This window comes from Paenibacillus sp. J22FR83, from assembly GCF_059691955.1.
Window position 1 is genome coordinate 273,707 of record NZ_JCAUAM010000005.1, and the last position, 20,323, is coordinate 294,029.

22 protein-coding genes are annotated in these 20,323 nt (G+C 43.0%); 15 read left to right on the top strand and 7 right to left on the bottom strand.

Annotated elements, in window-relative coordinates; translation table 11 throughout:
* The first annotated feature begins 1 nt into the window (after nucleotide 1).
* The 4 genes from AC58PV_RS11770 to AC58PV_RS11785 all read left to right on the top strand — a co-directional run bounded on the left by AC58PV_RS11770 (nucleotide 2) and on the right by AC58PV_RS11785 (nucleotide 3,151).
* Nucleotides 2-1,132: an MFS transporter gene (locus AC58PV_RS11770; RefSeq protein ID WP_497432419.1), complete on the top strand. Its 1,131-nt coding sequence runs from the start codon at nucleotides 2-4 to the stop codon at nucleotides 1,130-1,132.
* A 44-nt stretch (nucleotides 1,133-1,176) separates the two neighbouring features.
* Complete coding sequence (locus AC58PV_RS11775) at nucleotides 1,177-1,668, top strand: SRPBCC family protein (RefSeq protein WP_497432420.1); 492 nt, start codon at nucleotides 1,177-1,179, stop codon at nucleotides 1,666-1,668.
* A 144-nt stretch (nucleotides 1,669-1,812) separates the two neighbouring features.
* Nucleotides 1,813-2,646 carry a sugar phosphate isomerase/epimerase family protein gene (locus tag AC58PV_RS11780; RefSeq protein WP_497432421.1) on the top strand — a complete coding sequence of 278 codons (834 nt, stop codon included), beginning with the start codon at nucleotides 1,813-1,815 and terminating at the stop codon, nucleotides 2,644-2,646.
* 85 nt (nucleotides 2,647-2,731) lie between these two features.
* Nucleotides 2,732-3,151 carry an HIT family protein gene (locus AC58PV_RS11785; protein ID WP_068662451.1) on the top strand — a complete coding sequence of 140 codons (420 nt, stop codon included), beginning with the start codon at nucleotides 2,732-2,734 and terminating at the stop codon, nucleotides 3,149-3,151.
* Nucleotides 3,152-3,217: 66 nt separating this feature from the next.
* Here AC58PV_RS11785 and AC58PV_RS11790 read toward each other — a convergent pair whose 3' ends face one another.
* Both AC58PV_RS11790 and AC58PV_RS11795 read right to left on the bottom strand, forming a co-directional pair.
* The gene (locus AC58PV_RS11790) at nucleotides 3,218-3,637 is read right to left on the bottom strand and encodes a DUF3995 domain-containing protein (protein ID WP_497432422.1); all 420 of its coding nucleotides are present in this window, start codon (nucleotides 3,635-3,637) and stop codon (nucleotides 3,218-3,220) included.
* Complete coding sequence (locus AC58PV_RS11795) at nucleotides 3,634-4,218, bottom strand: TetR/AcrR family transcriptional regulator (protein WP_497432423.1); 585 nt, start codon at nucleotides 4,216-4,218, stop codon at nucleotides 3,634-3,636. Before AC58PV_RS11795 ends, AC58PV_RS11790 begins: the two co-directional genes overlap by 4 nt.
* A gap of 152 nt (nucleotides 4,219-4,370) precedes the next feature.
* Here AC58PV_RS11795 and AC58PV_RS11800 point away from each other — a divergent pair, with 152 nt between their 5' ends.
* Nucleotides 4,371-5,003, top strand: coding sequence for an NUDIX hydrolase (locus tag AC58PV_RS11800; RefSeq protein WP_497432424.1), 633 nt, complete (start codon nucleotides 4,371-4,373; stop codon nucleotides 5,001-5,003).
* 285 nt (nucleotides 5,004-5,288) lie between these two features.
* Nucleotides 5,289-6,536 carry a stalk domain-containing protein gene (locus tag AC58PV_RS11805; protein WP_497432425.1) on the top strand — a complete coding sequence of 416 codons (1,248 nt, stop codon included), beginning with the start codon at nucleotides 5,289-5,291 and terminating at the stop codon, nucleotides 6,534-6,536.
* Nucleotides 6,537-6,764: 228 nt separating this feature from the next.
* Here AC58PV_RS11805 and AC58PV_RS11810 read toward each other — a convergent pair whose 3' ends face one another.
* Nucleotides 6,765-7,322, bottom strand: coding sequence for an NADPH-dependent FMN reductase (locus AC58PV_RS11810; protein WP_497432426.1), 558 nt, complete (start codon nucleotides 7,320-7,322; stop codon nucleotides 6,765-6,767).
* A gap of 234 nt (nucleotides 7,323-7,556) precedes the next feature.
* Between AC58PV_RS11810 and AC58PV_RS11815 the strand changes: the two genes are divergently transcribed.
* Nucleotides 7,557-7,775, top strand: a complete 219-nt coding sequence (locus tag AC58PV_RS11815) for a hypothetical protein (protein ID WP_056625377.1) — start codon at nucleotides 7,557-7,559, stop codon at nucleotides 7,773-7,775.
* Nucleotides 7,776-7,832: 57 nt separating this feature from the next.
* Here AC58PV_RS11815 and AC58PV_RS11820 read toward each other — a convergent pair whose 3' ends face one another.
* Nucleotides 7,833-8,228: a hypothetical protein gene (locus tag AC58PV_RS11820; RefSeq protein WP_497432427.1), complete on the bottom strand. Its 396-nt coding sequence runs from the start codon at nucleotides 8,226-8,228 to the stop codon at nucleotides 7,833-7,835.
* A 160-nt stretch (nucleotides 8,229-8,388) separates the two neighbouring features.
* On the bottom strand, nucleotides 8,389-9,264 hold the full coding sequence (locus AC58PV_RS11825; protein ID WP_497432428.1) for a LysR family transcriptional regulator: 876 nt from the start codon (nucleotides 9,262-9,264) through the stop codon (nucleotides 8,389-8,391).
* A gap of 109 nt (nucleotides 9,265-9,373) precedes the next feature.
* Between AC58PV_RS11825 and aroA the strand changes: the two genes are divergently transcribed.
* Together aroA and aroC are read left to right on the top strand one after the other, a co-directional pair.
* Nucleotides 9,374-10,720, top strand: a complete 1,347-nt coding sequence (gene aroA / locus AC58PV_RS11830) for a 3-phosphoshikimate 1-carboxyvinyltransferase (RefSeq protein ID WP_497432429.1) — start codon at nucleotides 9,374-9,376, stop codon at nucleotides 10,718-10,720.
* A gap of 19 nt (nucleotides 10,721-10,739) precedes the next feature.
* A complete protein-coding gene (gene aroC / locus AC58PV_RS11835; protein WP_497432430.1) occupies nucleotides 10,740-11,795 on the top strand; it encodes a chorismate synthase in 1,056 nt (351 codons plus the stop codon).
* Nucleotides 11,796-11,856: 61 nt separating this feature from the next.
* Here aroC and AC58PV_RS11840 read toward each other — a convergent pair whose 3' ends face one another.
* Nucleotides 11,857-12,891 (bottom strand): S-layer homology domain-containing protein, encoded by a 1,035-nt coding sequence (locus AC58PV_RS11840; protein WP_497432431.1) that lies wholly within the window; start codon nucleotides 12,889-12,891, stop codon nucleotides 11,857-11,859.
* A gap of 123 nt (nucleotides 12,892-13,014) precedes the next feature.
* Nucleotides 13,015-14,451: a MocR-like pyridoxine biosynthesis transcription factor PdxR gene (pdxR, locus tag AC58PV_RS11845; protein ID WP_497432432.1), complete on the bottom strand. Its 1,437-nt coding sequence runs from the start codon at nucleotides 14,449-14,451 to the stop codon at nucleotides 13,015-13,017.
* 404 nt (nucleotides 14,452-14,855) lie between these two features.
* Here pdxR and AC58PV_RS11850 point away from each other — a divergent pair, with 404 nt between their 5' ends.
* The 6 genes from AC58PV_RS11850 to serC all read left to right on the top strand — a co-directional run bounded on the left by AC58PV_RS11850 (nucleotide 14,856) and on the right by serC (nucleotide 20,315).
* Nucleotides 14,856-15,272 (top strand): hypothetical protein, encoded by a 417-nt coding sequence (locus AC58PV_RS11850; protein WP_497432433.1) that lies wholly within the window; start codon nucleotides 14,856-14,858, stop codon nucleotides 15,270-15,272.
* A gap of 220 nt (nucleotides 15,273-15,492) precedes the next feature.
* Nucleotides 15,493-16,482 (top strand): SLAC1 anion channel family protein, encoded by a 990-nt coding sequence (locus AC58PV_RS11855; RefSeq protein WP_497432434.1) that lies wholly within the window; start codon nucleotides 15,493-15,495, stop codon nucleotides 16,480-16,482.
* A gap of 91 nt (nucleotides 16,483-16,573) precedes the next feature.
* A complete protein-coding gene (locus tag AC58PV_RS11860; protein ID WP_497432435.1) occupies nucleotides 16,574-17,479 on the top strand; it encodes a LysR family transcriptional regulator in 906 nt (301 codons plus the stop codon).
* Entirely contained in the window at nucleotides 17,476-18,168 is a 693-nt protein-coding gene (locus AC58PV_RS11865) for a DUF7002 family protein (protein WP_497432436.1), read from the top strand. The genes AC58PV_RS11860 and AC58PV_RS11865 overlap by 4 nt, the downstream gene beginning before the upstream one ends.
* A 99-nt stretch (nucleotides 18,169-18,267) precedes the next feature.
* On the top strand, nucleotides 18,268-18,969 hold the full coding sequence (locus tag AC58PV_RS11870) for a DUF421 domain-containing protein (protein ID WP_497432437.1): 702 nt from the start codon (nucleotides 18,268-18,270) through the stop codon (nucleotides 18,967-18,969).
* Between the two features lie 263 nt (nucleotides 18,970-19,232).
* Nucleotides 19,233-20,315 carry a 3-phosphoserine/phosphohydroxythreonine transaminase gene (gene serC / locus AC58PV_RS11875; RefSeq protein WP_497432438.1) on the top strand — a complete coding sequence of 361 codons (1,083 nt, stop codon included), beginning with the start codon at nucleotides 19,233-19,235 and terminating at the stop codon, nucleotides 20,313-20,315.
* The last annotated feature ends 8 nt before the right edge of the window (nucleotides 20,316-20,323 follow it).

Here is a 20,323-nt window from a genome sequence, read left to right on the forward strand (position 1 = left end):
ATTGTTCTATGTCGTCATTTACATGGGAAACGCGGTTTATGGAACTTTCATGCCGGTATACCTCAACAACGCGAAGTTTTCTCAGGAGCAGATCGGGCTCATTTTAAGTCTAGGACCCTTGATTGCCATGATTGGCCAACCGGTTTGGGGGGCGCTAGGGGATCGGGCCAAGTCCAAGAATCATATTCTGCGAGTATTAATTATAGGAAGCGGAATTTCCGTTCTATTTTTCCCAATTTCGCATCAATTTCTATTTATCCTAGTTATCATTTGTATATTCACTTTTTTTCAGACCTCAATATTTGCGCTTAGCGATGCGATTACCTTAGAGGAACTAGATCGCAGACCCACATGGAGCTTCGGCATCATTCGGTTGGGAGGCACTGTAGGCTTTGCCATCATGTCTCTGCTGTTCGGATTTGTTGCCAAGTCGCACATCAATTCCATGTTTCCGGTTTATGCTTGTACAATGGCAGCCGCATTGATTTGTTTATGGCAATTTCCAGCTGCCGCCGGGCGTCCAGCTCATGTCATGGGGCAGAAGTTCCGTGAGTTGTTCAAGAATGGCAAACTGATGTTCTACATAAGCATGAATTTTATCATTCAGATCACACTTGGTTACTATTATGCCTTTTTCCCGATTTACTTCAAGGAAATGGGTGGGGATAGCGTCATGTTGGGTTGGTCAATGACCATCTCATCTTTAAGTGAGCTGCCCTTCCTATTATTTTCAGCTAAAATATTGAAGAGAGTTCCCATCTCGATCATTTTACTCGTTGCCGCATTGGCGTCATCCTTACGGTGGTTCCTATTCTCCCAAATTGAAGTGGCTCACTGGTTATTGCCTGTTCAAGTCTTACATGGCGTTATCTTTATCGTACTATCTGTTACGATTGCCACGATTATTAATCGTGAAGTACCTCCAGAATGGAAGGCAAGCGGTCAAACCCTGAATGGCTTACTTAGTCTTGGGGCTGCTCGCATTATCGGCAGCTTCATTGGCGGTTTCATGAGCGCAGCGTATGGGATGAGACAAGTTTTCCTGTATAGCTCATGGCTATCTATGGCGTGTGTCGTGGTAATTGGGGTCGTTCTTTTTACACGAAGAAAGCACAAGGAACTTGGGATATAATACAGAGGTAGATACGATAATGGTAAGCTGTAAAGGGAGTGATCATGATAATCGATCATGAAGCGATTCTTACTTATGAACCTGACGGGCAACAGATATGCATGACACGTGTGTTCAATGCACCACGGGAACTAGTGTTCCAAGCATTTACGGATGCGACGCTCCTCGTGCAATGGTTAGGGCCGCGACAATTAACGACGAAACTGGATACTTTCGAGCCGAGAAGCGGTGGCAATTGGCGGTATATACATCTAGACAGCCAGGGGAATGAGTACGCGTTCCGCGGTGTGTACCATGAAGTGACGGCGCCGGAGCGAATTATACAAACATTCGAGTTTGAAGGACTAACGGAGAAGGGCCATGTTATTCTTGAAACGGCGAAATTCGAAGAAATCGAAGGCGGAATGACCAAGCTAGTGATGGAGTCGGTGTTCCAATCAGTCGCTGATCGTGACGGTATGCTAGATTCAGGCATGGAGCAAGGGATGCAGGACTCGTATGAGCGGTTAGGGGAGCTATTGGATCGTATCAAATAGGTAGGAAGAGAACAGGCGCTGAGGCGGCCTGTTTTTTTCATGAATAATAGCATAATAAGATATCTATTTGCGGATTCGAATATGGCGATTCTCGAACGACTTTGATACGATATGTCCAAATAGAGGAATGAAGGGAAGATAGCCATGCCATTTCTATCACTAACGAGTTGGAGTTTACATCGAAACTTAGGTCCGTTGCGTTGGACTCGCTGGGATGACAGCACCCACACACAATTCACGGATGCTCAAGAACAACCAGAACTGCTTTCATTGCTCGAATTACCAGCGGTATTAGCAGAGAAGGGGTTTGAATCACTGGAAGTATGTCATTTCCATTTCCCAGAGACGAATGAAGCTTATCTACGTGCGTTGAAAGGGGCATTTAAGGATGCCGGCCTTCGCTTCTATACATTATTGCTCGAATATGGAGATATCTCTAGTTCAGATAATACTCGTAGACAGTCAGATCTCGAATGGATCAAAAGTTGGATAGATATCGCAGCGCTAGCCGGTGCGGAAAGAGTGCGTATTATTGCTGGAGAAGCGGATCCATCGGATAAAGATGCATTGGCTCGATCCATCGAAGCACTCCGTGAGCTAGGCCAATATGGCAAGTTGCACGGTGTTCGCGTCGTAACTGAGAATTTTAAATCTCTCTCTTCAACCGGCGACAATTGTCTTGCAATCATTAAAGGATGTGGAGAAGTCGTTGGATTTACATCCGATTTCGGCAATTTCAAAGGGGATCAGAAATTCGATGAGCTGGTTCAAACCATTCCTTGGAGTGAATCCATCCATGCCAAAGCGCAAACGAATGCCGAGGGATATCCTGATGAGGCTGAGTTTATCCGCTGTTTAAACCTTGCCCAACAGGCTGGTTATGAAGGGCCGCTCACACTTGTTTATGATGGTCCTGGTGACATGTGGGAAGGAATCGCACGTGTTCGGAAGCTGGCGGAGCCGTTCTGTTCCAACTAGGAAGTGTATCTCCTCCTACGCGAATTATGTTATGATACTAGTAATGTTATCCAATAACTTCACGCTAGAATAGGAGACTTCGACAATGACCCCCGTATGTAATTATTGCAGCAAGAACGATGCCTTAGCGAGTTTGATGATTGAAATTGGACAATTGCGTGTTTCCACATTGTATTTATTCAGAGAACAAACGTATAAGGGACGCTGTATTGTTGCTTTGAATGAGCATCATACCGAGTTCTTTCACTTGTCACAAGAGAATCAAGATGCGTATATGCGTGATGTGGCGCAGGCTGCGGCCGCTGTAGAGCGTGCTTTTTCTCCGGACAAAATTAATTATGGCGCATTTGGCGATACCATGCCTCATGTTCATTTCCACATTGTCCCGAAATATAAGGATGGGTACACATGGGGGAAAATGTTCGAAATGAATCCTGCTGACAATAAGCAATTGACTGAGGCCGAATATGCGGAAATCATCGGTCAGTTGAAGGAACATCTGTAAGGATACCCGATGACAAGACTTGAAGCCACCGATCATCTGTTGGATGAGAGGTGGCTTTGTTTACTTTTACACAACCGTTATAAATAATGAGAAGGCCAAGAAGAGACAGAGTGGACTATAGAATCGCGTGTCATAGTAAGAGAAAGTTGTATGTTTGACCCTCTTGAAAAAGCCCAAATATTTGAAATCTCCAATTGCTCTTAAGACGAAAATACTCCCACACAGGACACACGACCACTTGGTAAACGCATTCGCTTGCAAGACTGACAATGTTTCCGATTGGATAATCAATACTGCACACACGCCTAACATCACTACGGCCACTGCTAGTGTTTCAAGTATACGAGGTCGAAATAAAGCAGTGCCTCCATTCGACTGCGGCAACGCTGCACGACTGCCCCATCTGCCACCAAATGCCCAATAGACATGGACCAAGCTAATTACGATTAGGAACGCTGCAGCAACATAGACAACAAGTGTACTCATTGTTCAATCCCCTCCCAAATAACATCCATTTGCTTATTAAACATCACAGTGAGATCTTCACCTTGCGACTGAATCATCGCCCAAGATAGGAGTGTGTGAAAGTAAATTCCCACTAAAACAGAAGCAATGATAGAAGATTCCCACCGTGTTTGGAACCCGTGTAAGTCAATAGCATCATTGATAATCATACACAGTGTCTGTTGAAATAAGACGATATTCGGTGATTCTTCTTGCATGAGCAGGGCGGACTTCATCGTTTCGGATAGGGTAAGCTTAAATAATTCTGAATGTTGTGCGTAGGTAGACAGCAGATCATTGAATATGAGTCGCAGTCGTTCTCTAAGATTAGAATTTTGATGTTTCTGAACAATGTCGTTCATTAATTGCACTTGGGATTGACCGAGATGAAGGAGAACGTGCTCTTTTTTTGGAAAATAATTAAAAAAGGTTCCCTTGGCGATGCCGCAGGCTGAAGCAATTTCTTCTACGGTCACATTGTCGTAACCTTTCTCCTGGAACAGCGCAATGGCTTTCATAAAAAGTTGCTGCTTGAGCTCTTGCTTACGGATTTCTCTTAGCATATATTCTCACCTCGTTAATAAATGACCGCGGTCATTGTTTGACTAAGGTCATTATATTGGAATTTTCCATTTATTTCAAGTGGGAAATGGGCTGAATTGGTGTTTGACATCGCATTTATTATATATTGGGAGAAAAGTAGGAGAGTGAAGAGATGCCAGAACAGGATGTAAGCCTTAAATGGCTAGATTGGGTTAAGCAAATTCAGTCGATAGCACAGATTGGCTTAACGTATTCGAAGGATGTCTATGATTTGGAACGATTCCAAGCGCTTCGGGAACTAAGTGTAGAAATTATGGATACATACACATTGGTGGGCAAGGATGCGATTCACTTAAGCTTTGCGAATGAAGCTGGGTACGCAACACCGAAGGTTGATATTCGTGGCGTTGTTTTTGAAGAGGGACGAATACTACTTGTGAAGGAGAAAGCAGATGGTGCCTGGGCGCTCCCTGGGGGTTGGGCTGACATTGGATATTCACCTTCGGAAGTTGCGGTGAAAGAGATTAGAGAAGAAGCAGGATTTGATGTGGTGCCCGTCAGATTACTTGCCGTTCTTGACAAAAAGTTCCATGGCCATCCACCTGAACCGTATCACATTTATAAAATGTTTATTCTTTGTCAAATCGTTGGCGGCGAAGCTCTTAGCGGTGTGGAGACGAGTGAAGTGCGCTTTTTCGGTGAACATGAGCTTCCCGAATTATCAGCAGAACGTAACACGGTTGCTCAGGTGATAAGCATGTTTGAGTATTTGAGAGATCCGGATAAGGCAGTTAGATTGGATTGAGAGAGGGAAAGTGACGAAATGGACCAGCTGGACAATCTGCGATATCCGATTGGGGGATTTGAGAGGAACAATCCAATCTGTATGCCAAGCTAAGATGAATAAACTTATAGGGGCCACCGAGTTCAATCTCGGTGGCTTTTATTCATGATGCTTGAGTGACCTGGGAGGTGAGGCAGATTTCCACGTGTGATCTGACGTTTTTAGCTCTTCTTTTGCAGGAATAAGGAGGGAATTTGTCGAAAAGGATTGATTCGTGGAAATTAAACCGTGTGTTACGGAGGTACAATGAAAATTAAGTTGAAAATGAGCGTTAAGCTTGCAGCAGTTCTTACTGGGGTATCTATGATATTCGGGAATCTAAGTGCACTTGCAGCAGATAACGATGTTCAAAACGCCGCGCTAGACTATTTAAATGACGTCAGGGCACATATGGGTATTCCATTGATGGAACTAGATTCTTCACTTACCTCCGCAGCTGGCAATCATGCGAATTATCTCCTTGTGAATCAGGAGAATGGACATACAGAAACACCGAACAAGCAAGGGTTCTCAGGCAAACTTCCTTGGGACCGGGCGGCGGCAGCAGGTTTGGATACGGATAAATACGGGGTATTTGAGGATGTATCATTTACGACGGATTCGCCAGAAGTTGGTGTTCAGTCCTTGCTGGACGCACCGCTTCATCGCGCAAGTCTGATCTTACCGGACATGTCACTCCTCGGCGTTGGATATAACAAGCATGCACTAGTCCTTAATCCTGCGAAAAAGTGGTTCACCCACTTAGGAACAGGAGTTTATCCTTATGATGGACAGCGGGGAGTACCGATTGGATTTTATGGGTTTGAGGTCCCGAATCCGTTAGAACAATTCAATCTGGAGAAGTCGGGATATTTCATCACCTATGCAGGAGTAGCTCAAGAGAAGACGGACGTAACTGCCTCATTGAGAGATAGTCAAGGTGTCTCCCTCGAGATTTATAAACTGAAGCAAGAACTAGGGGATACGAACGCATGGCATATTATTCCGAAGCAAGAGCTTAGTTATGGAGAAACGTATACGGTAACCGTTGAACAAACGACTTGGTCTTTCACAACGGTAGAAAATCCGGCTAAGCCATCTACGACGGAGCAGAAAGGGAATCCGGTCAAGACGGATCCGCCAAAGAAATTTGCTCAGAACGATGTAGGCATTCGTGTGAATGGAACTTACATTGATGTAACTCCCAAGGCCAAAATCATTGGCGAAAGTACGTTCATCCCGCTTCGTGGTGTTTTTGAAGCCATGGGAGCCAAAGTAATTTGGGAAGGGGCACGTCAACAGGTTACGATTGTGAAAGGTTCAAAAACGATTGTTTTGAACATTGGGAACAAACAAGCGCTGGTTAACGGGACAGGACAAGCACTATCCAATGCGCCTTTTATTTCTTCGGAAGGTTCAACGTATGTGCCCTTACGATTTGCATCTGAAGCGCTTGGCGCACAAGTGGCTTGGGAAAGCGATAAGTGGACAGCTGTCATCAATCAAGTTGAATAAGCGTGAGTTGAAGTTGAGCGAAAGATGCGAAAGTGCAACCTTTATAGCTGAATAGTCCCACTCAAGTTGAAATACGTGCAAATGTGCAACCTTTTCAGCGAGAAGCACCCTTTTGGCGCGATTTTGCTCCAAAAGGGTGCTTTTTTGCACTTATTTTCAAATAATAGCCGTATTTGACGAAAATAAGTGCCTTTATGCAATTTTGACGGGACTTTCATTGATTGGACATTAACGCAATGTCTTCAAAGCCCCGCTCCAGGCGATGACTTGATCAAACACGGTATTCGCAGCAGACTCCTGACGCGGGTGGGGCTTGAGCACGGTAAAGTTCTCAAAATCAGTGAAGAGGGACAACGTAACTTGAGCACGAACGCTGGCCATATGTAACTCGGCTATGATGAGACGTAAGTTCTCCGCTGCGCGTGCTCCACCTGTGCTTCCACCGTAACTGACGATTCCTGCGGCTTTGTCTTTCCATTCATTGAACAAGAAGTCAAGCGCATTCTTCAGAGCCGCAGGAACAGCGTGATTGTACTCTGGTGTTACGAAGATGAATCCATCATAAGCTTGAATCGCGTTCGACCAAGCAATCGTATGTTCTTTGGTGTATTTCATCAACATAGGAGGGTGGGGTTCGTCATACAGAGGTAAGTTGAAATCTGCCAAATCGACGATCTCGAATTTTGCATCCGCGCGTTTGCTTGCGACTTCGTGCACCCACTGAGCGACGGCTTCGCCTCTACGGCCTGGGCGCGTGCTGCCGAGAATAATTCCGATTTTTAACATCGTTATGGCCTCCATTCGTGTAAATCATTTAGGAATAGCATAACGGCAGCTCGGCAGCCCCTGCAATTGAAAATACAGTTATAACAAATGTTTCCGATTGAAATTAATAAAACATGAGGTTTGTTTACATAATATATGTTAAGTCAACTTAATAGTAAAAGTGGCATTTCCGAGTCATAATACATGTTATATAGACAAACTGATTTAGATAAAAGAAGGGTGGCCGTTTTTCTTATGAATACATCCATATACTTTGTAATATTCTCGGTTATTTTATTATTTGGGCTATTGTCGACATTTATTATCGGGTTTTCCCGTAAAAATCGTGAAGGAGATCAGTCCTATTTTCAGAAAACAGGTACGAAATGGGTAAGACTCACTTCATTGTATGTCATCTCCATTGCAGCAGGCTTATTAGCATTGCTTGCTTTCATTCGATACACAATTGAATAGATGTACATATAGAAAAAATCTCCTTTTAGGGAGATTTTTTTGTTTGGAATGGGAGATTCAAGCTGGCAGCGCTGGCAAAGTGTTAATTTTGATAAAATGAATCTGCAACGATCCGAAAAAGGCTTTCCCTTGATTGTAATGCAGTTCACATTTGTACCCATACTCACGAGCAATGGCTTGTAAGGATTTGAATCCAGGCAGCGATCTTACCATAGATGTAATTTGCTTCGTAATATGATTGGGAAGTTTCATGACCATCGAAGACGCACTAATGCCATCAACAACGGAGATGAAACTAGGGAACTCGGGTCTCTTGAGTAGTGACAGGTTCATATGATCCTCAGCAATTTGTAAGATTTCTTTGTTCAAACGATTGAGGTTTAAGGTCATATGTTTATAAAATAGATACCAAATCCGATTTTGTTCGTCAAAGGATTTAATCGTTTCTTCCATTTCAGCACTTGTGCTTCCCAGTAGATCTCCAGTTGATCGCTAATTCTTGCCCAGTTTAATCGTGATGTGAGGAAATGTTTCATTTCTAAACTCCTTAAACATATAGATTCTGTTCTTAAATATGACGTTGGAACAAGGAATATCGTTCAATTACGCCAAATTATGTATGCAGAATCTGGACAAAACCTTCAGCGGCAACGGATAATTTCATATTTCGACGTGTAGCTAGTCCTATACTGCGTGGTGGAAGTGGTTCCTCCAATGTGAGCTCCATGAGTGAACCAGATTCAAGTTCTTCTTGTACAAAAGACCGACTTATGAAGGCAGCGCCATAACCTAACCTGGCGAACTCCGCTAAGAGATCGATATTTCCTAATTCAATATCTGGATTCACGACGAATCCTTGTGCCCCGAACCATTTCTCGATTGACACGCGTGTACTGCTTCCAGGCGATAAGAAGATAAGAGGCAGTTCCGCGAGCTCTTGGGTTGTGACGGGACGATTCGCTAATTCGCGGAAACTTTCACCAACCACGAAACAATCCTCCAACACAGCTAAGGTGTGAATGATCAGTTCAGCATCGTCAATCGGCAAATGAACAATCGCGCAATCAATCTCACCTTCCTTCAGACGCTTCGTAATCTCACCTGTTTTCCCATGTGATAACCGAATACGTATACCTGGATATTGCTGATGATAGGCATTCAATTGAGGCAACAGGAGGTGCTTAATTAAGGAATCACTCGCCCCGATTCGAATCTCACCTTGATGTCGTTGTTTGAGATTGCGAAGATGCTTCTGTCCCGAATCCAGCAGTGCAAAGGATTGTTCGACGTAATCGAAGAGCGTTCGTCCTTCTTCGGTGAGCTCCACACCTTTCGACAGTCGATGAAATAATTTGAGGCCTACAGCTTCTTCTATTTGTTTAATCGCATAGCTCACGGATGGTTGTGTGATATGCAGTTCTTGTGCAGCTTTCGTTAAATTACGGCATTTGGCTGTATGCAAAAAAATACGATACCATTCTAAATTCATCTTTTGATATAGACCCCCTCTATGACATAATGGATAAATTCCGATTTCATTTATTTCATTCAACTTATTATAATAGCCATATAGTAAAAACACAAAAGAGGTGGCGAATATGGCGATGCATCAGCCCGATTGGGAAGCGCGTTCTGCGTGGTCGACGAATAAGGGAACTTCGGAAGTGCGAATTAGTCCTCCCAAATCGAAAGTGACAGGAATCATCCGAGTACCGGGGAGCAAAAGTCTGACGAACCGAGCGTTAGTCATTGCCGCGCTAGCTGAGGGGAAATCAGAGTTAAGCGGTATGTTGAAAAGTGATGATTCGTTCTGGTGTATAGATGCCCTAACGAAACTAGGGATTTCTGTTGTCATCGAGGGGGAAACTGCTTATGTGGACGGCTGTGGAGGGCATTGGCCCAATGCCTCTGGAGAGTTATACATGGGCGCAGCAGGAACAGTTGCACGGTTCTTGCCCGCAGCTCTAGCTATCGGACGTGGCAAATGGACGGTCAAAGGGAGCAAACGATTAAGTGAGCGGCCACTTGCTCCTTTACTTGCAGCGCTTTCAAAGCAGGGAGCTTCATTCAAGTACGAGGAAGAGGAACATCGTTTGCCTTACGAACTGGACGCTGCAGGTCTACAAGGTGGAATCGTGAAGCTGCCAGGATCGACGTCTAGTCAGTTTATAAGTGGTGTGTTATTAGCGGCACCCTATGCACAAGCACCGCTAACCATTGAGATTGAAGGAGAAATTGTGCAGCGAGATTATGTACAAATGACGATGGATATGATGCGTGCTTTTGGAATCACACCGGAGGTTTCGGCAGATGGACAGTCGATTAGGGTTCCTTCAGGGACCTACCAAGCGCAGAATTTTCAACTTGAACCTGATGTTTCAACGTGTTGTTATTTCTGGGCAATGGCTGCCTTAACCGCAGGTTGTGTTAGAACTGAAGGAATTGACGCACGAAGGACCAGTCAACCTGATATTGAGATGCTAGATGTACTGGAGCAAATGGGGTGTACCGTGCTTCGCGGTGAGAACTTTGTTGAAGTGCAGGGTGCGAATCAACTCAAAGGCGGCTTCACGCTTAATATGAAGAAATGGTCCGATCAAACGTTAACCATCGCTGTACTTGCTCCTTTTGCAGATGGGCCAATAACGCTTACAGATGCTGCTCATATCCGACATCATGAATGTGATCGCATTGCGGCTATATGTCATGAACTGGGCAAACTCAGTGTCCATGTAGAGGAGCATTCCGATGGTTTAACCATTTACCCTGGGCAACCAGTTGCGGCACTCGTAGATTCGCATGACGACCATCGCATGGCCATGGCGCTATCATTAATTGGACTTAGGGTGGAAAACATCCGAATAACTGATCCAGGTTGTGTATCGAAGACATGTCCAGGATATTTCGAACACATTGCTGCATTAGGTGTAGAAGTTACTTACTAAACAGGAGGCCTACAAACATATGGCTGGAAATACATTCGGTGAAATTTTCAAAATTACAACTTTCGGGGAATCACATGGTGCCGCGGTAGGCGTCATTGTGGATGGCGTAACACCAGGCATCGAGATCGATGAAGCCTATATACAGAAACAAATGGATCGCAGAAAACCTGGCCAATCCTCGGTGACCTCGCCGCGTAAAGAATATGATATTATTCATATCTTATCAGGTGTATTCGAAGGGAAAACGACAGGCACACCCTTATTCGTCAATCTCTATAATCAAGATATGAAGCCGGAGGCTTACAATGATATTCAGAATTCTTTTCGACCTGGCCATGCGGACTTCACATATCTGCAGAAGTACGGAATTCGCGATCATCGCGGGAGTGGGCGGGCTTCAGGTAGAGAAACAGCGGGTAGAGTAGCTGGAGGGGCAGTCGCTCGGAAACTGCTTGAACATAGAGGTGTGCAAGTGTTGGCTTATACGCTTGAAATTGGTGGAATATCTTGTGAAACCTTTGAAGAGGACGCGATTGAACGCAATGCAGTTCGTGCATGTGATCCCATTGCTGGAGCCAAAATGATTGAAAAAATCGAACAATTAGCTGCGATTGGCGATAGCTGTGGTGGTATCGTAGAATGCCGGATTCGTGGGGTCATGCCAGGTCTTGGAGAACCTGTATTTGATAAATTGGATGCTGAATTGGCGAAAGCGATGCTCTCTATCGGAGCTGTTAAAGGGATCGAATTCGGTGCGGGTTTCGCAGCTGCTGCAATGCTAGGCAGTGAGCATAATGATGGAATGGATAGTGAAGGCTTTCTAAGTAACCATTCTGGTGGCATTCTAGGCGGAATTAGTACGGGTCAAGAAATTATATTCCGAATTAGTGTGAAGCCAACTTCTTCGATTTCAGTTGCCCAGAAGACGTTAAACGTGAGGGGAGAAGAACAAGAAATTCGAACAATTGGTCGTCATGATCCGTGTATATGTCCGCGAATTGTTCCTGTAGTAGAAGCGATGGCGTGTTTAGTTTTGGAAGATTTATACAAGCGACAAGCTGCCAATCATGGATAAATAAAAGGTATAACAAGATGCCCCCTTCCGAGAAAGGGGGCATCTTGTCATCTTGTTTACTTTACTTCTTAAAACCTTCAACAGCTTTCCTTGCTTGATTAGTAATTTCGGTTGCATCTGCAAGGGTAATCTCGTCTTGCGGATGGAACGTCCCGTCAACTTGCAGCTCGACAATATCTAAAGCAAGCGCGGTTTGGATGGCGCCAACATGCAAGATGTCAATCTTGTCATTATCTTTGATGTCGACAGGATTTAATTTAATCATCGGTAATTTCTCACTGGTTTGCAACGTGTGAATAAGAAGATAGGTGAACGATTCACGCGTTACTTTGGCATCGGGATCAATCTTAATTTGGATATCCGCACCTAATTTACCAAGTGTATCCGTGATAAGCTGAACAGCTTGTGAGGATGAGATAGGGTCCTTGCTAATGACGGGTGCTTGATGATCTTTCAAGTATGCTAGTGCATTAAATACTTCCTCTGCAGCCTCAGCACGCGTAATTTCATCCTTCGGATGGAAGGTACCATCCGTATTTAATGTGATAATCCCGTATTTAAGTGCGCGTTGGATGGATCCCGAATACTCTACGGTTAGTTGATCGCCATCTTTAATGTCGACAACAACTGGGTTAATCAAAGGAAGGTTCTTACTAATTTCGATCGCGCGAACGAGCTGGTGGGTGAACTCTTCACGGGTTAATTTCTTAGTTGGATCCAGATCTTTGGGAAGTTCAACATTGTTGACAGCTGCGACGATTAGCGCTTGCGAGTACCAAGCATCATTGGAAGCATTCGCATAATAATCATTCGCTTTTGGCTCTTTCACAAAATTCACCAAATCTAAATTAAGTCCAAGTGCATTCACTAGCAATTGTGCGGTTTGGGAAGCTGTAATTTTCTCTTGTGGGGCAAAGAGTGTTGGAGTCATTCCACTGACAATACCACTTTGTTGAAGCGAGATAATTTTATCTTTTGAAGCAATATTGGTTAGGTCAGTGAAGGAGCTTGTAGCGGCAAAACTTTGGCCGACTAGGGATAGGGATAGCAAGGCAGTTGCTGCAGTTAGCGTGAAGGTTTTGATTGTTTTTTTCATGTTCATTCACCTCATATGTTTTTGTGTTTCAGAAACATAAACGGAGGTGTTTATCAAAAGGTTGCACCTACTTTTAAATAAGTTACTTTCTTTTGAAATGTATGTTGATGTGTAGTAGTGGAATCAAAGTCCGACTATCTCTAAAGCTGCATGAAGTTGTTGAATCCCTGGCACAATGTCATTGAAATGGGGCCTTGCAAAGCTTAAGCGAATCCACCCTTTATTCGAACCATATACAGTTCCCGGCACAAAGATAACGCCTCTTTTGGTCGCCTCTTCAAGCCATTTGAATTCATCAACTTCGCGATTGATTCTACACCAAAGCGTAAGTCCCCCTTCAGGTATGGCATATGAAATCGTATCTCCCATGATTTCCGTTAGTCCTCGCACCAGTTCATTTCTTTTCTTGGCTAATTCGCTGCGTAAAAATAGTATGTGCTTGTCTAAATGACCTTCCTTGATAAAAAGGTTGGCAACCCACTGTGGAATGCTGCTTAAGCCGAAATCCATTTGTGCTCTAGCATCGGATAACCGACTTATGACGGATTGGGGAGCAATTAACCAACCAATTCGTAACCCAGAAGATGCTGTTTTGGAGAGGGAACCAATATATAATACATTGTTATTTTTATCTAATGATTTCAAGGTTGGAGGTGGATGACCATCGAAGGCAGTTAATGTAAAGGTGTCGTCTTCAACAATGGGAATGCCCAGCTCTGAGGCAATTTCAAGTAATCTCATTTTTCGCTCAGTCGGCATGACACTTCCCGTTGGGTTTTGGAAATTAGGATTAACAAAGACCATGCGAATTTTGTGTTTACGATACAGGGTCATAACGTCTTCAGGATTAATGCCCTGTTCATCGGAGGGTAAGCGGAATAATCGTAAACCTGCTGATTGGAACATTGGCATGGAATAGCAGTAAGAAGGGTCTTCAATAGCAACTGCGTCACCAGGATGTAATAAACACTGTAATATTAAATATAAGGACTGTTGAGAGCCAGATGAAATTAAGATAGATGAGTCCGTGGTATGTATATGAAGATGTTGAGCTAGAAAGGAAACGAGTGTTTCCCGAAGGTGTGCGCACCCTTGCGGATTGTCATAACCCAGTTGTTCATAAAAGGGCCGTTTCTGCAGCAGTTCACGAATCGTTTCATGAGGATATAAATCCGGTGACAACTGGCCGCTAGCGAAGTCGATAAGCCCTTTTTTGTGAAGTAATTCTTCGCGAATACGACGTATGAAAGGTTGATTTGGTAAGAAGTTTCCAGCCTCAACGTACTCTTTCCAATTCGGTGTTTGGTTAATCCCACTTTCCTCATTGGGATTAGAAACAATCGTGCCGTTGCCTTTACTACTTACCAGTATGCCAGTAGCACGAAGTTCTTCGTAAGCAGACACTACTGTACTTCGATTGACTCGAAGTACAGCAGCCAATTTTCGTTCAGAAGGAAGCATAGTACCAGGAGGGAACTCTCCAAATACGATACGGTGTTCCATATAATCCGCTATTTGTTGATAAATAGGTGTTTTGCTTGATCGATCTGGCTTCCACATAATGTATACCAACTTTTATCAAATTTTTGTCTATTCATATCCAACGTTACCTTAAATGTGCAACGAAAAAACACAAAAAAACACCCCGTGTTCCATAGTCAGGGTTGATATTTCTTACTATTTTTCACACACTTGGCAACAGATCATTATAATTTTTAAGTATCATATCATATAAGTTAATCACTTGTGTATGCTTATTAAGTAAAAATATTTTATTAAGTTATTAAAATGAAGTGCGTTAATTAAAAGGATTATAGGAAAAACTTGGATGGTTAGTTTTCTTGATGAGTGGATGGTTACAACGTGATCAATTCTAGTTATGATGAGGAATGTATGTCTGGGAGTGGAGACTCAGAGCAGCATGCTTGGTTTGAATACATTTTGAATGAATGAGGGAAAGTTACATGATTCGTTTAGGGCAAGTACAACATCGTGATTCTGAGGAATTTGTTGAGCTCACGTTATCTTTCAAACAGAATGAGTTTACGGTTAATCAAGTTAACGATGAAGTGCCTGACAACTTAGATGCTCAAACGCATCAACTGCATACGCATGATATCTTTCATATTAAAAAGTTTTATATATATATCGAAAAATGTGAAGTTGAGCACCTGTATGGTCAAGAATTGTGTGATGTTATTCTGGAGTATGCAAGGCAGCAAGGAGCAACAACTATTTTCTTGGATACGCCTTGCGACGCAGCAAGTTCATCCACTTTTTTTGAGAAAAATGGGTGGATCTCAGTCACTAAGCAAGACTTGCGGATTCGTAATCGATATCCAGATCGGAGTTCCTGCTATTATCGATTTGATATTATTTAGTCGTCAGCTTTAACCATATTTCGTATTGTACCATTTAGATCCGCTCTAGCAGTGGATTTTTTTCAAACTAGTCGTTGAATCTATAGAAATAATAGAAACAACAACATTGATCACTCTCTGAGGGAAGGGGTAAGATAAGGGGGTTCCTAGAGGGAAAGCAGTCACATCAAGTACCGTGACCCTCGCTAGGATAAATCCAACACAGAGGTGACTCCTTTCTATGACTACATTAGCAAGCCCCATACAGAATTACAAAAGAAGCATTGGTTCGGTCCAGTTCCTGCCAGTAAATTTATTCGCTTCGGTCATGGGAATTTCAGGATTGTCTTCAGCTTGGGGACAGGCAAGCAAGCTTTTTGGCACTTCCCCAGTCATTGGAGATGTAATCGGAATTATAGCGTTAGCGATGTTTATTGCCTTAAGTATCGGCTATATTTGTAAGTGGGTACGATACCCTCAGAAAGTTGTAAGTGAATTTAATCATCCTATATTAGGCAACTTTTTCGGTACGATCACCATTTCGATTCTTCTACTTTCAACCGTGATAGGTAATTACAATGAAACGATGGGCCAGACTGCTTGGATCTTCGGCACTGTAACTACGTTAGGGCTGGCTTTAGTATTTGTTTCACGATTGTTTAAAGGCAATTTAGAAGCTGGACATGTCGTTCCACCTTTGCTGATTCCAGGTGTGGCTACGCTTGACGTAGCTGTTGCTGGCGGCACGATGCCATTTGCTTGGGCGCACGAAGTCAATTTGCTGTGTTTAGCTATGGGAAGTATGATTGCGTTGGTACTGTTCGTTATTATTGTCTCAAGATTAATTCATAAAGAACCTTTGCCAGCTGGATTAATTCCTTCTATGATGATTTTGACTGCACCATTTGAAGTTGGCTTCCTAGGTTATACGGATGTTATGGGTCGCATAGACAGTTTCTCAGCATTATTGTTTTACTTTGGCTTATTTTTATTCGTCATTATGTTCTTTAAAATATTTAGAAAGTCTGTCCCTTTCGGAGCTTCTTGGTGGGCTGTAAGTTTCCCCTTGGCTGCACTTAGCAATGCAGCATTGAAGTATGCCATGTTCGTTGATTCTTGGATGTTCATATCGATCGCCGCGGCCATTCTATCTTTTCTTAGTATCGTGCTTGTTGTACTGTTTGTTCGAACACTGAACATTCTGTTTACCGGTAAATTGCTGCAAGGTTAGTATGATCGCATTTGCTGTAACGAATAATACATCTGAACTGATTTGAGGCAAATAGAACGAATGGTGCATACATCACGAGGAGAATCAGAGCATGGAATTGAGACAATTAGAATATTTCATGACGACGTGTGAAGAACTCCATTTCACTCGCGCTGCCGAAAAACTTGGGATTACGCAGCCAACGCTAAGTCATCAAATTAAAGCGCTGGAGAACGAGCTCGATGTTCGATTGTTTGATCGCATTGGCAAGAAGACAATGATTACTGAAGCAGGTATGATTTTGTACAAGCAATCCCATATAGCCATCGGTTCCTTAGCTAAGGCTCGTGAACAAATCAAAGAACTCCAGCAAATAGAACGTGGAACTCTTTCGATCGGCGCGTTGCCAGGCGAATTAAATGAACTCGTTTCCACACAATTAATCAACTTTCATCGAAAATATCCGAACATACACATAAAGTTAATTGCGAATGAAAATGTTGTTGAACGGGTTCTTCTGAATGAGCTTGATTTTGCCATCTCGATACTTCCTGTAGACAACGATAAATTATCAATCCATTCGCTCTATCATGAATCCTTTTATTTCGTGACGAACGCGACTCATCCTTTGGCCAGTCACACGCACATCGATTTCGACCAATTAGTTACAACCCCGATTGTTATGTTTCCTGAAACACATCGGTGCAGGCAATTCATAGATTCCACCTGCCTAATTGCAGGGCTTTCATTAAAACCTTTTATAGAAACGACGACCGTAGACTCTTTATTTACCTTAGTGCGATCCGGAATTGGAGCAACGATTCTCTCGAAAACATTGATTGACATGTACCACTATGCAGATTTGATTAAAATTCCAATCGTCAAACCGCAATTGTCCCGTGAAGTCGTTATTGTTTCGCATAAAGATAAGTATTTGAGTCAAGCAGCTAGTGGTTTTATTGATTTGATTCTTTCTTATTTAGAAATGATTAAAAAAGATGAAAGCACATCCCTATGAGAAGTGAAATTATTGATAAAATAACGAGCAGTTTAAAAAGGAAATCCTTATTTCATTTTACGAGAGTACGGAATTTGCCCTCCATTGCGCATGTAGATGCCTTGTATTCATGCCATGAAGTTGACCCAGCTCTATCGAAGGAGAGACGGTTAGTAAGACAAGAAGTTCAATTTCACGGAAATAGGTTTGTAGCGAATGCTCATCTTCGGATTGCGGATCAAGTCATGGATCCACAAACAACGCATCAACAATTTCATAGTTATCTGGATAAACACGTATTTCTTTGGCCGACTCAACGGGATTGTCAGAAAATGCTAGAGATGTATGGAAGAAGAGAACCAGACGAAGCGTTTGCCATTCTTCAATTTGATGCCCATGTTTTGCTTACTGAATGCTATGACGCTGTTAAGTTATCTAAATATGACTCAGGAAGCTCTCCAAGATACCCCGATCGGTGTAACTATAGAAAAAGTTTGAACATGTTTGTGCCACTCGACCAATTTGAGCTTGCAAGGGAACACGATGTACCTACGAAGCCTTCTGAGATTCGCGAGGTTCTTGTGGAAGGGCAAGTCATGCATGTATCCCAATTTTTACAGGTCGTTTATTGCGAAAATAAGCAGGGGATTCCTGATCGTTGGAGTGAAATATCACAATCTCTACAGGATTTTAAGAATCTAGGAAGTTAATAAAACACGGTACCTATGTGGTATCGTGTTTTTATATGGTCTAACGGCATCTGCTAGGTTCATGGTATACTACCAAGAAAAGGGAAGGGGAAGATGCTGATGGATGCCAGTCTATATGTAAGTATCGGAGTTAAGCTTACGGTCTCTCTAATAGGTCTTCTGATCATGACCAGACTACTGGGGAAGAAAGAAATTTCTCAATTGACGGCCTTTGATTTTGTCTCCTCCTTAATGCTCAGTGAACTGGTCGGAAATACGATTTATGATGATGAGATTCATCTTAGCCATCTACTATTTGCTTTAATTATATGGACAGTACTAGCGCTAGGGTTAGAGAAATTTATCGCATTATTCCCCAAAATATCTCGCTATGCCGCGGGAACGCCAGATTTGATTATTCGGGATGGCGTGGTCGATTTCAAAGCGATGAAACGCAACAATCTCGATTTCGCTCAATTAGGGATGTTGCTTCGGGAAAATAATATATTCTCATTGCGTGAAGTGGCATATGCTTTGTTCGAGACGAACGGCAGCATCAGCGTACTCCGTCAGAAGAACCCGGAAGAGTTCAGTGGCAATGCCAAGGAGAGACAGGGAAGCGTCAGCTTGCCCTCCTATATTATTGAAAACGGCAGCATCAATGAGGATACATTGAAGCGCTTAGGACGAGACAGGACCTGGGTGGATCAACTACTGCAGCTTAGTGGAATTCCAAATCATACATCCGTGCTCTTCGCGGAATGGTCGGATTCGAGTGGTCTGTATTATCAGCTTAAGGAAAAACGAGCAAATAATGATTGACAAAGTACTGGTAATAGAGTTAACTGAATATTAACTCAATAACAGAATTAAGCCTATGAAGAGAATCCAACTCGGAGGCGTTTCCGTCAAGAACATTCTTCCAATGATGTTCCTAAGTTAGCCGGCCCCGACCGTTATCGCGGAACCAAGAGGATCGAGCAGTTATGTTCGATCAAGTTGGGTGGCACCGCGAGCAAACGCTCCTCGTCCCAATAAGACGAAGGGCGTTTTTGCGTTTTCACAAAACTGAGGAGGTTGGCAACATGTATCGTATTAACAATTTCAATCCGGGACCGGCAGCTCTTCCGCTTGAAGTCTTGCACCAGGCACAAGACCAATTTATTGCGTATAGGAACGGAATGTCCATCATGGAGATGTCTCATCGCAGTAAGGATGTTGAGCAATTATTTGAGGAGACGCGGCAAATGATGCTTGAGCTCTTGGGATTGACTTCGAGGTATCAAGTCTTATTTATGAGTGGCGGTGCAAGCATGCAATTTGCAATGGTACCGTTAAATTTGATGTCGTCTAAAAGAAATGGCAGTTATGTTCTTTCAGGTAGTTTTGCAGAAAAGGCTTATACAGAAGCGCTAACTATAGGTAATGCCAAAATTGTAACTAGTAGTAAACAAGAAAACTGGCGTCGTCTTCCTTCTGTGAATAACATAAACGTAGAGCCAGATACTGCTTATATTCACATCACCACCAACAACACGATTGAAGGTTCGCAATTTCGAGATTTTCCTTCGACTAGCTCAGTTCCTCTGATTGGTGACATGACCAGTGACATACTTAGTCGCAAGCTTAAGTTTAGTGATTTTTCAATGTTCTACGCATCGGCTCAAAAAAACCTAGGACCCGCAGGAGCGACGGTAGTGGTCATTCGTGATGATTTACTGAATGCGTGTGTGAACTCCATCCCAGCAATTTTAAATTACAAAACATACGCTCAAAACCAATCACTTTACAATACACCTCCAGTTCATTCGATTTATATGATGAAGCTTGTACTTGAATGGATTAACCGGCAGGGAGGAGTCACAGAAATAGAAAAAGTTAATATCCAAAAAGCAAATCTTCTTTATGATGTTATTGATAATAGCGGCGGTTATTACAAGGGAATAATTGAAAAAACTTCTCGTTCCATGATGAATATCACTTGGCGAATGTTAGATGAAGATCTGGAGAAGCTTTTTGTTAAGGAATCCGAAATGCATGGTTTTGATGGGTTAGCTGGGCATCGAAGTGTCGGGGGATTACGTGCATCTGCCTATAATGCAGTACCTTTTCAGGCTTGTAAGGATCTTGCTGAATTCATGATTGATTTTCAAAAGCGTAATGGGTAATGGCTGTA